Source organism: Janthinobacterium sp. SUN128, from assembly GCF_030587275.1.
Classification (GTDB): Bacteria; Pseudomonadota; Gammaproteobacteria; order Burkholderiales; family Burkholderiaceae_D; genus Janthinobacterium; species Janthinobacterium lividum.
This window is the reverse complement of the sequence record NZ_JAPWHY010000001.1, coordinates 3663440-3678286: the sequence shown is the minus strand read 5'-3', so window position 1 is coordinate 3678286 and position 14847 is coordinate 3663440. Positions and strand designations below refer to the sequence as shown.

Here is a 14847-nt window from a genome sequence, read left to right as displayed (position 1 = left end):
GCCTGGATAGTTAAGCTGTTACTAACTGCAATAAGATTTGTGAATGAATCTCGGTGAGCTTATCGTACTGTCTTGTATCGTGCGGCGTGCTGCAGGTGTTTTCTGACGGGAAGTTACTAGATGCACGCCACATCGATGATTGTCTAGGTAGTACGATTTCGTGAGGTCCTGTTCCTTACCAGATTTCAATAGTATTCAGCCGCCAAGTGCAATACCTTTTTAGGGAGTTGCCTACGGTGATAAGTCAGCCGCACGCCGGGGCTCTGAGATGTTTATTTAATGAAATATAAAGTAAATTTATGAAAAGATTCGATGAAATGGGCGCATTTAAAAAGCGCAGCAATGATGAGCCTATTATCTGGAACGACGTTTTTGCCGCTTTATGGCAAGGACGCAAATTGTTGCTGGGTGGTACAGCCTTGGTCATGGTGCTTGGCGTGTCGGGTTCGATGCTGCTCTCTAAATATCGCAGTGATGGATTTTTGCAATTTGGCGATGCCATCCCTGTTCCCCTGAAGAAGTCGGATTTACGTTTGGCGAAGGAAAAAGAAGCGCCCAACGGCATTGCTTTGGCCGATTTCAAGCGTTATGTCGCAGCTTATAGTACCAGTGGGCGATTTAACGATTTTGTCGTGCAAAGTAAATTGGAGGGGGCGCCAGGGATCAGCGAAGTGCGCAAGGCATTTTACTCGCGGGATGGCATCGGTAAAATAATCGAACCGGTATACCCGTTTACCAAGCTGGACGCCAAGGAGTTGCTTGAGCCATCGAAGGAGAGTGAGAATAATGTCATTGGCCTACGCATCAGCTTTGAAGCGAGCAGTCCGGCCGATGCACAAGCCGTGGTTTCGTTCTTGGGACGTTATGCGATGGATAGTATCGTATACGTGATTTATTCCGATGCGTTACGCTTCAAGCATGCTGAACTTTCCACCCGGATCACGGAATTGGACAATCAGATTATCGATTTGAAGGAAAAGCTCGCAAGTTATCGTCGCCAGGGCGGTGTACTGAAGCAGATCGTCAGTCGTTACCCTGATGCATCAGGTCAAGGAATGCGTCAAGTTGTGAGCGTGACCGAAGAGAATGCCCGCTACCTGTCGCCGGCTACGCATCTGATGTCGACCGAGGTCGAGGCATTGGCTGCCGATGAGTCAATTCTCAAGTTTGAACGCGAGAAAAAACAAAAGATGATCATGCGCGAGTACTTTGACAAAGCCAAGGTCCTAATCGATAACAACAAATCAGGTGAGGTGATTTTGCGCTCGTTGGAGGGTGTCAAAGAGGGCGTCTTCAAGAATAAGGATTTAAGTGAAGAGCTGATCAAGGAAGTATATAACCAGATTACTATCGATAATCAAACTGCGATCAATGTCTACCTGGAAAAGAGCCGCTTCATTGCTGGTCCGAGCTTGCCGGAAAATCCGGCAATGCGCCTGTCGACAGCCTTGATGATGAGTTTCCTGGCCGGCGTACTATTATCCGGGTTGTTCATTCTTGGTCGTAATTGGGTGGCATCCCTGCCAAAAAAACCGGCTGCTTGAGCCGGTGATGGATACCCGCGCGCCACAGGCGCCGGGTTTACTTGGTGTGCTTGTCGTAACAATGCGGGCAAGACACCTCATACACATATTCCGGCGCCAGCTGCTGGCGAGGCGTGACGACGGCGCGGCAGACAAAACACTGCACCGTTTCCGTCGGTTCCAGTTTCGGGTTCAGCGCCGTGCGGTAGTCGAAGACGAAGCAGTCGCCAGTGTAGTGCTCGCCGCCCACTTCCTCGAAATATTTCAGGATGCCACCGTCGAGCTGGTACACGCTGTCGTAGCCGATTTCCTTCATGTGGATGGCGGCCTTTTCGCAGCGGATGCCGCCCGTGCAGAAGGTGACGACAGTCTTGCCTTCCAGTTCATCCTTGTGGGCGGCCGCCACGGCCGGGAATTCCGTAAATTTGTCGATGCGGTAATCAAGCGTGTTGTTGAATGTGCCCACGTCCACTTCAAAGGCGTTGCGCGTTTCCATCATGACCACGGGTTTGCCCGCATCGTCGACGCCGGCGTCGAGCCAGCGCTTGAGCGTATGCGCATCGACGGACGGGGCGCGGCCCAGTTCCGGCTTGATCAGCGGCATGCGCATGGTGATGATTTCTTTTTTCAGCTTGACCAGCATGCGCTTGTGCGATTGCTCGTTCGACAAGCTTTCCTTCCATTCCAGATCGGCCAGACGCTCGTCGCTGCGCACCCAGGCGAGGAAGGCATCGATATGCGCGCGCGTGCCCGACAGGAACATATTGATGCCTTCCGGCGTCAGCAGGATCGTGCCCTTCAGTTCCAGCGCCAGGCATTGCTCCTGATACAAGGGACGCATGGCTTCCGTATCGGCTAGCGTGATGAATTTATACGCGGCGATATTGACAAACGTGGCGGCGGGCGCACTGACGGCGGCGGAAACGGCGGGTGTGGCAGGGGTGATGGCTTGCATGATGGCGATCGGGTTAGACTGAACAGCCGATATTATAAGCCCGACAGGCCAGGCAGGATACCCGGCCAGCCACGTTTTGCCGTGCCGGCGGGCTGTGCACGGCAGGATTTTCTTGCCCGCAACCGAGGGCCGCACCGCCGGTCCGGGGCCGCGACGCGGTAGAATAGACCCCATTGAATTTTGCACGAAACGGTACACAGGATGGAAATGGTAATGCAAGAGGCCGGCGCTCCGGCAGGTTCACAGCAAGCGATGCAGCCCGGTCCTGCCTTCGTCCACTTGCGCGTGCACTCGGAGTACTCGATCGTCGATGGCCTGGTGCGCATCGACGACGTGGTCAAGGCGGCGGCGAAGGACAAGCAGGTGGCGCTGGCCGTCACCGACCTGTCGAACCTGTTTGGCATGGTCAAGTTCTACAAGGAAGCGCGCGGCAAGGGCATCAAGCCCATCGTCGGCGTCGACGTGTGGATCACGAATGACGACAACCGCGAAAAACCGTCGCGGCTGCTGCTGCTGGCGAAGAACCGCATGGGCTATCTGCAGCTGTGCGAACTGCTGTCGACGGCCTGGCTGACGAACCAGTACAAGGGCCGCGCCGAACTGCGCATCGAGTGGCTGCAGGCGCTGGCGACGAATACCTACGACCTGTACCCGGGCGAAAGCGCGGCGAATGGCTTGATCGTGCTGTCGGGCGCGCATTTCGGCGATGTCGGCACGGCCATCGAGAATAGCAACCTGGCCCTGGCCGAGCGCAATGCGCAGCGCTGGGCCGAGATTTTCCCCGGCCATTTCTATATCGAAATCCAGCGCGGCGGCCAGGCCAACCAGGAGGCGCAGGTACGCCATGCGGTGGCCCTGGCGGCCAAGCTGGGTTTGCCTGTGGTGGCCACCCATCCCGTGCAATTCATTTCCCCTGAAGAATTTATTGCCCACGAAGCCCGCACCTGTATCGCCGAAGGCGAAATGCTGGCCAACGCCAAGCGCGTGAAACGTTTCAATGACAGCCAGCGCTTCCTGTCGCAGGCCGACATGGCCGAACTGTTCGCCGACTTGCCGGCCGCGCTGGCCAATTCCGTGGAAATCGCCAAGCGCTGCAACCTGACCCTGACCCTGGGCAAGCCGCAGCTGCCGAACTTCCCCACGCCGGACGGCATGACGATCGACCAGTTCCTCGTTGCCGAGTCGCAGGCCGGCCTGGAAAAACGCTTATTGCAGCTGTATCCGGATCCCGAGCGCCGTGAAAAGGAGCGCCCGCGCTACGAGTCGCGCTTGAAATTCGAGACGGACACGATTTGCAACATGAAATTCCCCGGCTACTTCCTGATCGTGGCCGAGTTTATCCAGTGGGCCAAGGAAAACGGCGTGCCCGTCGGCCCGGGCCGCGGTTCGGGGGCGGGTTCGCTGGTGGCGTATTCGCTGCTCATTACCGACCTCGATCCATTGCAGTACAACCTGCTGTTCGAGCGCTTCCTGAATCCCGAACGCGTCTCGATGCCCGACTTCGATATTGACTTTTGCCAGGAAGGGCGCGACCGCGTCATCCAGCACGTCAAGGATTTGTATGGCAAGGAGGCGGTCTCGCAGATCGCCACCTTCGGTACCATGGCGGCCAAGGGCGCGATCCGCGACGTGGGCCGCGTGATGGACTTCGGCTATAACTTTTGCGACGGCATCTCCAAGCTGATCCCGTTCAAGCCGGGCAAACCCGTGTCGATCGCCGACGCCATCGAAGAGGAACCGCTGCTCAAGGAGCGCCTGGAAAACGAGGAAGAGGTCAAGCAGCTGCTGGACCTGGCGCAGCAAGTCGAAGGCATCACGCGCAATATCGGCATGCACGCGGGGGGCGTGCTGATCGCTCCGGGCAAGCTGACGGATTTCTGCCCGCTGTACACGCAGGGCGGTGATTCCGGCGTCGTGTCGCAGTACGACAAGGATGACGTGGAAGCCGTCGGCCTGGTGAAGTTCGACTTTTTGGGCCTGACCACGCTCACCATTCTCGACCGCGCCGTGCGCTATATCAAGCAGCTCGATCCGGCGCAGGCGAATTTCGACCTGGCGACCTTGCCGCTGAACGACAAGCCGTCGTACGACTTGTTGACCAAGGCCAAGACCGTGGCCGTGTTCCAGCTGGAGTCGCGCGGCATGCAGGGCATGCTGAAAGATGCGCGTCCCGACCGCTTTGAAGACATTATCGCGCTGGTGGCGCTGTACCGTCCGGGCCCGATGGACCTGATTCCCGATTTCTGCAAGCGCAAGCACGGCGAACGCTTCGATTATCCCGATCCGCGCACGGAATCGATTCTGTCCGAAACCTACGGCATCATGGTGTATCAGGAGCAGGTGATGCAGATGGCGCAGATCGTCGGCGGCTACTCGCTGGGCGGCGCCGACATGCTGCGCCGCGCGATGGGTAAAAAGAAAGCCGAAGAGATGGCCGAGCACCGCGAGATCTTCCGCGCCGGTGCCGCAAAAGACGGCTTGACGGCGGAAAAGGCCGACGAGATCTTCGACTTGATGGAAAAGTTCGCCGGCTACGGTTTCAACAAATCGCACGCCGCCGCCTATGCCTTGCTGTCGTACCACACGGCTTACCTGAAAGCGCACCATACGGCCGCCTTCATGGCCGCCAACTTGTCGCTGGCCATGGACGACACGGACAAGATCAAGATCCTGGTGGAAGACTCGCTGGAAATCTGCAAGCTGACCTTGTTGCCGCCGGATATCAACGAATCGGACTACCGCTTCACGCCAAGCGGCGCGGCACCGTCCGTGAGCGGCAAGAAAGTCACGCAGATCCGCTATGGCCTGGGCGCCGTGAAAGGTTCCGGCCAGAACGCCATCGAAGCCATCATCGCCGCGCGCGAGGCGGGCGGGCCATTCACGAGCCTGTTCGACTTCTGCAAGCGCGTGGACAAGAAGCAGATCAACCGCCGCACCATCGAATCCCTGATCCGCAGCGGCGCCTTCGACTGCCTGAAGGTCGACCGCGCCATCCTGCTCGCGTCCGTGGCGTTCGCCATGGAGTGCGCCGACCAGGCCGCCAAGGCGGCAAACCAGGTGAGCCTGTTCGGCGGCGACGACAGCGACATGGTGGCGCCGCCCGAGTACGTCAAGGTGCCCGTGTGGACGGATAAGCAGCGCCTGACGGAAGAAAAGATCGCGCTGGGCTTCTACCTGTCCGGCCACCTGTTCGATTCGTATGCGCCCGAGGCGCGCCGTTTTGCGCGCACGAAATTGTCGGAACTGTCGCCCTCGCGCGAACCGCGCATGATGGCGGGCGTCATCACGGGCTTGCGCACGCAGATGACGCAGCGCGGCAAGATCCTCATCGTCACCCTGGACGACAAGAGCGGCACGGTGGAAGTGACGGTGTACGGCGAATTGTTCGACTCGAACAGGAAAATCTTCAAGGAAGATGAATTCCTGGCCGTCGTGGGCAAGGTCTCGGAAGACCGTTTTTCGGGCGGCTTGCGCATCACCGCCGAGAGCGCCTTCGACATCATCGCCGCGCGGGTGCAGTATGGCCGCCAGCTGGGCTTGACCTTGCCGGCCACCCTGGACGCCAAGCGCATCCGTGAGGTGATCATGCCGCACCGCGCCGAGACGGGCTTGCCGATTGCCGCACGGGTCAGCCCGCAAGGCGTCAGTTGCGTGCTGCAGTTTGGCGACGAGTGGAAAGTGGCGCCATCGGATGAGTTGCAGATGGCGCTGGAGCAAATGCTGGGTGCGCAAGAAGTGGCGGTCGAATACTGACCGGCACCGCCCGGCGCATACAACAAAGCCAAACCGCGGACACGCTGGTTTGGCTTTTTTCGTTTACATGTCTTTCAGGCCCGTGATCGCATAGCCCTTGGCGGCGATCTGCTGGTGCGGCTGTTCGATATGGTAGTTGGGCAAGGCCTGGGCATCGTCGGCCACTTCGCTGGCGCGTACTTCCAGCTGCCAGTCGGTATTGGTAACTTCTTCCGGAATGAGCTTTCCTTCCGGCACGGCGAGGTAGGAAAAAATGCCGTCGTGCTCGGCCCGGCGGTAGATGTCTACGCGCATGACTTGCCTCCTAGTAAGCGTTGGGGGAACCGGCGCACCACATGTGCATACCGATAGCGCTAGCGTAACAGGATTGTGCCGTGCACGGGTTGAAGCGTGTGCCGCAGGAGGAGGGGCGGTGCTCAGGCGGCGGCGGAAGCGTAGTCTTCGTCGTCCAGATCGGCCGCTTGCCGTGCCTCGTTGGCGGCTGCCGCAGTGCCTGCTGTGGCGACCTGCAGCGGGCTGCGATGGGCGTCGAGGCCGCTACGCAGGCTGCCGATCATGGCCAGCGTCAGTTCGTGGCGTTTGCGTGCTTCCGAGCGTTTTTTTGACGGAATGTCTTCCAGTGCAGGCAGGGGCAGATTTTCGCATGGCAGCTCAAAATCGCCATCCTTGCGTGCCTGGGCGCCAAGTTCTTGCCAAAGGGCATTGTAGTCGGCGAACAAACGGCCCTTTTTGGCGGAATGGTGGACGGCGCGGTTGGCGTTACCTACAAGTATCATGTTGCGGCAGCCATGTTCATGTCCCAGCTGGCGCACCAGGCGCACCATCAGGGCCTTGGGGCGCATGCCATGCAGATCGCGCGTGGCCTCGCGCACGCGGCGCAAGCCTTCCGCACCGCGCGGACCCTGGATGCAACCGATGCCCACGCCCATGCTGGCGCGCGCGCGGGAACCGAAGAAGGTAAAGGCGACCGAGTAGATCACGTCATCGCCATGTGCCAGCTGCAATACCATCTCGCCTTCGCGGTCCATCGGTTGTAGCGAACACAGCTGCAGGTGGTAGGGTGCGCCCGATTTTCCCGGTACGGTACCCAGGCGCACGGGCGCGCGCGCCGCCTGCGTCATCAGCTTGCCCCAGCCTTGTTGCAGGATGAAATGATAGTGCTCGACCAGCAAGGCGACGCGCTGGCGGCACGACAGGTTCGTGCTCAGGTAGTGGCGGTACACCTTGTGCATCATGCGCGGATAGGCTTGCAGCAAGTCCTGGAACACGGGATGGGAATTGAGCAGCTGCAGCCAGATGCGCGTCTGCCGGCGCTGCAGCTGTGCCCGCAATTGCAGCTTGAGCAGCTCGCGCACGCGTGACATGCCTGGCGGCATATTGCTCAGGCCTGCGTGCAGGGTAATGGCTTGTGTCATCAAAGGGTTCCATGTGTATGTGGATGGGCCTGGCGCCGGCGGCGCTTCAGGCAGGCGGCGGTCCGCTCATGCCGTCGGTATCGGCCAGCAAGACCGTGGCGCTACGCGTGGCGCGCGCCAGCCTGCGTGCCAGCGCTCCGGCAAAGCGGCGCTGCCAGGGACTGTGCCGCAGGGCCGGCAGGACGATTTCGTGGCAGCCGAGCAGTTCAGCCGTATCGAGGATCGTAAACAGCAGCTCGCCGGCGACAATATGCGTGCTGAAGGCGAGCTGCGAACGGCTCAGATACAGACCCGCCTCGTGCATCATCTGCTGCGTGGCCGGGTCCAGCGCATGGCATGCGCCGGCGCTGTGCCGGGGCAAGCCATCGGCCTGGCGCGGTGGCGCCGCTGTCACGTGCAGCAGGCTGACGCTGACCTGGATGCCCCATTCCTGCAAGCGCCTGGCGTAGCGCGCGCCGTAGATGATGTCGCTGGCGCGCTTGACGGGCAAGAGCAGCAGCAAGGTATCCTGGCCCGGCTTGCCGCCCGCGCCCGCGGCGCTGTCTGGGGCGCGGTGACGTTGCGGGGCAAGGCGCGATGCATGCATGGAAGGGATGGCCATAGTCGGAAAACCATGTCATGTTATCCATGCCACCCCCCTGTGTAAATTGGCGAAACAGCGTACGGGTTCCCCTTATGCCGTCCCGGTCTTAATAGCGGTAGGTGACATACACGGCGCCGATCGGCGATGTCTTGCGCTGCACGATGGGGCTCTTGGCCGCGTCGCCCAGGCGGCTCTCGACGCCGACCAGGGTATTGATGCCCCAGCGCGCATCGAAGCGGTGCTCCCAGTTGATGGTGGCCTGTGCTTCATAGAAACCGCCCTTGGGCGTGTATTGCTTGAACGAAGTATTCGCCGCCTGGGTGGCCGTCACGCCATACATGGTCTGCACGTACTTGCGCTCGCCCCAGCCCAGCTGGCCACTGATGTTCACGCTGTCTTGCTGCACGCCCTTGGCATCGGCCCGGCCGTAGATCTGGCCTGTCGCGCCGAAATGCACGTTGGCGCCGTTTTCGCGGTTCGACAGGGGAATGTCGCTCGACACGCTCAACGACAGGCCCGGCAAGGGCGAATAGCCTGCGCTGAGCAGGGCGCTGGCGTTGCCCTTGACTTCGCCCATGCCCTTCAGATAATCGCTGCCGCCCCAACCGTTGGCACCATTGCGCTTGTGGTCTTCGCGATTGCCGCGGTAGCCCAGCGCGGCGCTGTAGCTGAAGGGGCCTGCCTGGCCGCCATAACCGATGCCGCGCGAAGTGCTGAAGAACAAGCCATTGGCCATGGCGTAGTCGAGGATGATCAGCGGCGAGGCCGACAGCTTGTCAGCGCCGGAATAGCTGGACACGGCAGCGACGCCGCCGCCGATGGTGAAGACATTTTCCGCCGCCGGTTCGGCCGCCGCGGCGGCCAGGGGATTCAAGCTCAGGCCGCAGGCCAGTGCCAGCGAGGTCAACAAGGTTGTAGATGCGTGCATGGAGTTTTCCGTCAGGTGGAGAACCGAGTCCGGAGTGGCTCGATTGACAGCCGACAGTATCCATCCTTGCCATGAAGGAAAAATGAGCCTTTTATTAAGATTGTATGAAGAGCGCTTCTTTACCCATTCTTCAGCTTGCGGTGGTTTAATACTCCCCATGAAGATACTGCTGATTGAAGACGATATGGACCTGGGCAATGGCGTGCGGATTGCCCTGCGCGACCAGGGCATGCAAGTGGTCTGGGTGCGCAGCCTGGAGGATGCGGCGCGCAGCATCGAGCACGACAGTTGCGAACTGGTGCTGCTGGACCTGGGCTTGCCCGATGGCGATGGCCTCGATTTGCTGGCCCGGCTGCGCGCGGCGCGCCTGCCGGTGCTGATCCTCAGCGCCCGCGATACGCTGGAACAGCGCTTGCGTGGCCTGGACGGTGGCGCCGATGACTACCTGGTGAAGCCGTTCGTGTTGGCCGAGCTGCTGTCGCGCGTGCGCGCCCTGGCCCGCCGCAGCTATGGCTTCGATGGCGATACCATCGAATTGCGCGGCTTGCTGCTGCAAGTGCCCACGCGCAGGGTCAGCGTGCATGGCCGGCCCGTGGAGCTCACGGCCAGTGAATATGCCCTGCTGAAGACCTTGCTGATGCGTGCAAACCGGGTCATCACGCGTCGCGTGCTGGAAGAGCACATCCTGCCCGGCGGGCTGGCCAATGCCAGCAATACCCTGGATGTGCATATGGGCAACCTGCGCCGCAAGATAGGCGAAGGTTATATCCGTACCGTGCGCGGCGTTGGCTATGTCATCGACCAGCAGGGCGAGACATCCACCCCGCCGGGTGCTGGCGCATGATGGGGCGTTTCTGGGCCATGCTGCGCCGGCCTACCCTGGTGCGCCGCCTGATGGTCGCGCAAATGCTGATGCTGACCGTGCTGTGGAGCCTGGCTGTGGCGTATGTACTGGTCGAGGGCGCGGGCGAAGCGAGCAATGTGACCCGCGGCGTCCTGCACGCCATTATCAGCGTGGCCGATAACCTGGCCGAGCAGCCGCAGCGCCAGGAGCAAAGCTTGCGCGCCATCGACGAAGCCTTGCGCGAGGAATTTGAAATGGGCCAGGTGCCGGAACTGGCGCCGCGCATCCTGGTCTGGCGCGAAGGCAAGCTGGTCTACAAGTCCCCCGATGCGCCCAGCGGCATCCGCAGCGCCGGCCCGGAGCAGATGGAAGTGGTGTATATCAAGGGCCAGGCCTGGCGCAGCCGCAGCCTGGCCGAAGGGGGGACCCGCGTGACCGTGCTGGAGGTGGGGGGCGCCTGGCAGTTTTTCATCACGATCAATTCACGCGGCTACTACCTGCTGCCGTTGCTGATCAGCCTACCGTTCCTGCTGGTGCCGGCCTGGCTGTCGATCCGCCTTGCCATGCGCCCGTGGCGCAAGGTGGCGCAGGAGGTGGCGGCGCGCGGGCCGCAGGATTTGCGTCCGCTGGCGTTCAAGCCGCCGCATGGCGAACTGGCGGCGCTGGTCGACAATATCAATGCCCTGCTGCAGCGGGTCGATGCCAGTGCCTCGCGCGAACGCAGCTTCATCGCCGATGCCACGCATGAGCTGCGCACGCCGCTGGCGGCCATGCGCGTGAATGTCGAGGCTTTGCAGGGACAGGCGCATGATGCACGCCAGCAAGAGCTGCTGGACGGTATCTTGAACAGCGGCAACCGGGCCGCGCGCCTGGTGGGCCAGTTGCTGCAGCTGACGCGCAGCGAAGTGCAGGCGGGCGGGGGCGAGTTGCCGCGGCGGCAGGCGCTCGATACCTTGCTGCAAGACCGGCTGGCGGCCTTGTCCGGCCTGGCCCAGGCGGGCGATATCGAACTCGAGTTGCAAGCCAGCGTTTCGCTCAACGTGGCCGGACAGCGCGAGAGCCTGGTCTCGCTGATCGACAATCTGGTGGAAAACGCCATCAAGTACAGCCCACGCGGCAGCAGCGTGACGGTGTCGCTGCATGCGGAGCGGGGCCAGGCCGTGCTGCATGTGGCCGATCAGGGGCCGGGCATCGCGCCGGCCCTGTATGAACGCGTGTTCGACCGCTTTTTCCGCGCGCCGCAGCAAGTGCAGCCAGGCAGCGGCCTGGGCTTGTCCATCGTAGCTTCCGTCGTGCGCCAGCACGGCGGCACGATTCAGTTGCACAGAGGTAATGGCGGCCTGGGCTTGCTGGTGGAAGTGCGCTTGCCATTGGCCGAAGCCTGACGCTGCCTGCGTGCCTTGCGATATTGCATTAAAATTATTTCATGTGCTTATAACGCAAGTTGGCATGGCGTGGCGCACGCTTGCGATGCATAATGCGGGACAGTTAAAAAAACACCGTTATGCGCCTATTTCTGTCCCGCTACCTGCCGTATCCCGCCTTTGTCGGCTTGTATCTGCTGTTTGACTGGGCCACGTATATCGACCCGATGTACGGGCTGAACATCACCCCCTGGAATCCCGATCCCGCGCTGGGCCTGGTATTTTGGCTGATCCACGGCCGCAAGGCGGCGCTGCCGTGGTTTATCGCCCTGGTGGCAGGCGAGGTACTGGTGCGCGGCATGCCGGCAGGCTTGCCCCTGACCTTGCTCTGTTCGGCGTGGCTGGTGCTCGGCTATGGCAGTATGGGCGCAGTCTTGCGCCGCAGTTTCAGCAGCAGCGACATCTTCGACAACCGGCGCCGCCTGAGCGCCTGGGTCGCCATCGTGCTGTTTGGCACCGTGCTCAATGCGCTCGGCTATATTTCCCTGCTGTCGCTGACGGGACGCATCCCGGCCGGCGAATGGGGGACGGCAGTCTGGCGTTTCGGCATCGGCGACATGGTCGGCATGCTGGTGTCGATGCCGCTGATCTGGGTGCTGTTCAGCGAACGGGGGCGCGAGCGCCTGCATGCCGCCGTCTGGCGCTGGGAAACCCTGGCGTATCTGGCACTCGCCAGTTTTGTGCTGTGGAGCCTCTTCGGTTCCATCGTGCGTTCCGAATACAAGCATTTCTACTTCCTGTTTCTCCCCGTGATCTGGGCCGCCTCGCGCCAGGGATTGCATGGCGCCGTGCTGGCCGTGTTTGTATTGCAACTGTGCATTATCACCCTGGTGAAATGGACGCATGCGGTCGATATCCAGTTTTATGAATTGCAACTGCTCGATGCCGTGCTGGCGCTGGTGGGATTTTTTATCGGCATCGTCGTCGATGAGATGCGGCAGGTGGCCGACGAACTGAAACACACGATGCGCCTGGCGGCCGCAGGAGAGATGGCGGCCGCGCTCGCGCATGAGCTGAACCAGCCGCTGACGGCCTTGTCGACCTATGGCAAGGCGTGCGAATACTTGCTGGAGCGGGGCGAAACGGGCGCCTTGCTGCAGGGCGCGGTGGGGCACATGATCGTGGAATCGGGACGCGCCGCGGACGTGGTGCGCCGCCTGCGCGACTTTTTCCGCACGGGCGCGATGCAGCTTGAAGCGGTGGAGGCGAGCGCCTTGATCGAGGGCATGGCGCGCCAGTTCACGCCGCTGTTCCATGAACATGGCATCGAACTGGTGCTGGTGCCGCCGTCGCCGTTGGCCGTCAACGCCGACCGCCTGCAAATCGAGCTGGTGTTACGTAATTTATTGGCCAATGCGCAGGATGCGGTGATGGGTCAGCCGCGCGGACGGCGCCGCATCACGGTCTCGGCCGAGCGGCTCGAAGGCGGGCGGCTGCGCCTGTCCGTGGAAGATAGCGGCCCCGGCATTTCCAATAACCTGGCGGCGCGCCTGTTCGAACCGTTTGTCTCGAGCAAGGCCAGCGGCCTGGGTCTGGGGCTGGTGCTCAGCCGCAGCATCGTCGAAGCGCATGGCGGCCAGTTATGGGCCGAAGTGGGCAAGCATGGCATTTTTCGTTTTGTCCTGCCCCTGGCACGCGCCAGTGCGGCCGCTACAGGAGAGTATGGTGACAAGTAATTTGACGGTGTTTATCGTCGACGACGATCCCGCCGTGCGCGATGCGCTGGGTTTGCTGCTGGGCATACGCGGCTACCGCACGGCCCTGTTTTCCTGCGGCGAGGATTTCCTGCACAGCTGGCGTCCCGAGTGGGCTGGCTGCCTGCTGGTCGATATCCGCATGTCGGGCATGGATGGCCTGAGCCTGCAGCGCCGCTTGCTGGAGCTCAAATGCATGCTGCCCGTCATCATTATCACGGGACACGGCGACGTCGCCCTGGCACGCCAGGCCTTCAAGGCGCAGGCCAGCGATTTCCTGGAAAAACCGTTTGACCACGACAAGTTGCTGGCAGCCATCGATGAAGCGTTTTCGCGCGAGGCGCATGCGCGCGGCCAATTGCTGCGCCAGGTGGAGGGGCAAGCCTTGCTGCGCGCCTTGACGCCGCGCGAGCGGGAAGTGATGCATCTGGTGGTAACAGGCCAGCACAACCGAGATATCGCCCCGGCACTGGGCATTTCCGTGCGCACGGTGGAAGTGCACAAGGCGCGCCTGATGGACAAGCTGGGCGTCGACAATGTGGCCGACTTGGTGCGCATCAGCATGCTGGGCACCGGTTAGCCACTGCAGCGTTGTCTAGGCGATGGTCTGCAATACCTGGTCGACCGAGATCGCCTTGACCCAGTCGCTGCGCCGCGCCACCGTGATGACGGTGCTGTTGGCGCTGTCGAACGGCGCCCATTCCGGATTCTTCTTGCGCATCAATGCCACCACCGGCACATGCACGGCGTTCGCCAGGTGCATGATCGATGTTTCCACCGAAATGATCAGGTCGCATTGCGCCAGCATGGCGGGCAGCTGGAAAAAGTTGTCGACAGCGCTGAAGGCTTGCGTGCGCGGCAAGCCACGCGCCTGCACGACCGCATCGACCTTGGCCAGTTCCTGCGGCATGGCATTGATCAGGAAGCAGGCATTTTTCCACTTCGGCATCGCTTGCATGCGCGCGATCAGTTCGGCGATGCGTTCCAGCGGCCAGCCGCGCTTGTGCGACTTGGCAAACGGGTTCAGGAGTACGAGCGGACCCTGGCGCGGGGCAAAGCCCCAGGTGGCCAGCTGCGCCTGCGCTTGCTGCAGCGCCTGCTCGGGAATGTGCACGAAGGGATAGCGTTCGGCCACGGGAATGTCGATTCCCGTCAATTGATGGAACCAGTCCGCATACACGCTGCTGATATGGTGCTCGCCGGCATCCTGTCCCGCATACGAGGCCAGCACGGCATCGATCTTGCGATAGGCCAGGTAATGCCAGGGACGCAGTGGGCTGAACGGCTTGCGCGTGCCGATCACCAGCCCGTTCGGGCTGATCGCGCGGGCAAGATCCGCGTACTGCTGTGGCCGTACGTGGGCCAGTGACACGACGACAGGATAGTGTTCCGCCTTGGCTTCGCGCAGTGACTCTTCGTAGAGCGCCGGGCTGTAGGTCTTGCGGTACACCTTGGCGAACAGGCCAGACTGCTCTACCCAGTCATACAGCGAATAGGTGCGCAGGCTTTCCCATTGTTTCGCGTCGGACGTGCGGCGCACTTCGTCGACCCACAGGTGGATCTGAATATGGGGATAGGCCGCGGCGAAGGCGCGGAAACCGTTTTGCAGGTAGGTAAAGTCTCCCAGCGCCAGATGGGCGATGAAAAGAATTTTGTCCGACTTTTGTAGAAGTTCGGCGGGAATCAAAGGCGTCATGTATCAGTACGATTTCAGGTATTCATTCGATG

12 protein-coding genes are annotated in these 14847 nt (G+C 61.3%); 6 read left to right on the top strand and 6 right to left on the bottom strand.

All coding sequences use genetic code 11. The features are described from left to right. Nucleotides 1-299 precede the first annotated feature (299 nt). Entirely contained in the window at nucleotides 300-1544 is a 1245-nt protein-coding gene (locus tag O3297_RS16605; RefSeq protein ID WP_305049202.1) for a lipopolysaccharide biosynthesis protein, read from the top strand. A 37-nt stretch (nucleotides 1545-1581) separates the two neighbouring features. Here O3297_RS16605 and O3297_RS16600 read toward each other — a convergent pair whose 3' ends face one another. Next, on the bottom strand, nucleotides 1582-2478 hold the full coding sequence (locus tag O3297_RS16600; RefSeq protein WP_305049201.1) for a sulfurtransferase: 897 nt from the start codon (nucleotides 2476-2478) through the stop codon (nucleotides 1582-1584). A gap of 213 nt (nucleotides 2479-2691) precedes the next feature. Here O3297_RS16600 and dnaE point away from each other — a divergent pair, with 213 nt between their 5' ends. Continuing rightward, entirely contained in the window at nucleotides 2692-6231 is a 3540-nt protein-coding gene (dnaE, locus tag O3297_RS16595) for a DNA polymerase III subunit alpha (protein WP_305049200.1), read from the top strand. A 63-nt stretch (nucleotides 6232-6294) separates the two neighbouring features. Here dnaE and O3297_RS16590 read toward each other — a convergent pair whose 3' ends face one another. The 4 genes from O3297_RS16590 to O3297_RS16575 form a co-directional block, all read right to left on the bottom strand. Beyond that, nucleotides 6295-6525, bottom strand: coding sequence for a DUF6139 family protein (locus O3297_RS16590; RefSeq protein WP_034786466.1), 231 nt, complete (start codon nucleotides 6523-6525; stop codon nucleotides 6295-6297). Nucleotides 6526-6647: 122 nt separating this feature from the next. Beyond that, nucleotides 6648-7646, bottom strand: coding sequence for a VirK/YbjX family protein (locus O3297_RS16585; protein WP_305049199.1), 999 nt, complete (start codon nucleotides 7644-7646; stop codon nucleotides 6648-6650). Between the two features lie 46 nt (nucleotides 7647-7692). Next, nucleotides 7693-8247: a universal stress protein gene (locus O3297_RS16580; RefSeq protein WP_070281447.1), complete on the bottom strand. Its 555-nt coding sequence runs from the start codon at nucleotides 8245-8247 to the stop codon at nucleotides 7693-7695. Nucleotides 8248-8335: 88 nt separating this feature from the next. Then, entirely contained in the window at nucleotides 8336-9157 is an 822-nt protein-coding gene (locus O3297_RS16575; RefSeq protein ID WP_070254282.1) for a MipA/OmpV family protein, read from the bottom strand. Nucleotides 9158-9314: 157 nt separating this feature from the next. On the opposite strand from O3297_RS16575, the gene O3297_RS16570 reads away from it, so the two are divergent. The 4 genes from O3297_RS16570 to O3297_RS16555 all read left to right on the top strand — a co-directional run bounded on the left by O3297_RS16570 (nucleotide 9315) and on the right by O3297_RS16555 (nucleotide 13699). After that, the gene (locus O3297_RS16570) at nucleotides 9315-10001 is read left to right on the top strand and encodes a response regulator (protein ID WP_034786469.1); all 687 of its coding nucleotides are present in this window, start codon (nucleotides 9315-9317) and stop codon (nucleotides 9999-10001) included. Then, nucleotides 9998-11386, top strand: coding sequence for an ATP-binding protein (locus tag O3297_RS16565; RefSeq protein ID WP_305049198.1), 1389 nt, complete (start codon nucleotides 9998-10000; stop codon nucleotides 11384-11386). Before O3297_RS16570 ends, O3297_RS16565 begins: the two co-directional genes overlap by 4 nt. A 119-nt stretch (nucleotides 11387-11505) precedes the next feature. Further along, nucleotides 11506-13101: an ATP-binding protein gene (locus tag O3297_RS16560; protein ID WP_151096876.1), complete on the top strand. Its 1596-nt coding sequence runs from the start codon at nucleotides 11506-11508 to the stop codon at nucleotides 13099-13101. Next, nucleotides 13088-13699, top strand: coding sequence for a response regulator transcription factor (locus O3297_RS16555; protein WP_034786674.1), 612 nt, complete (start codon nucleotides 13088-13090; stop codon nucleotides 13697-13699). The genes O3297_RS16560 and O3297_RS16555 overlap by 14 nt, the downstream gene beginning before the upstream one ends. A gap of 15 nt (nucleotides 13700-13714) precedes the next feature. Here the strand turns inward: O3297_RS16555 and O3297_RS16550 are convergent, their stop codons facing one another. Continuing rightward, nucleotides 13715-14815, bottom strand: coding sequence for a glycosyltransferase family 9 protein (locus tag O3297_RS16550; RefSeq protein WP_070254278.1), 1101 nt, complete (start codon nucleotides 14813-14815; stop codon nucleotides 13715-13717). Between the last annotated feature and the right edge of the window lie 32 nt (nucleotides 14816-14847).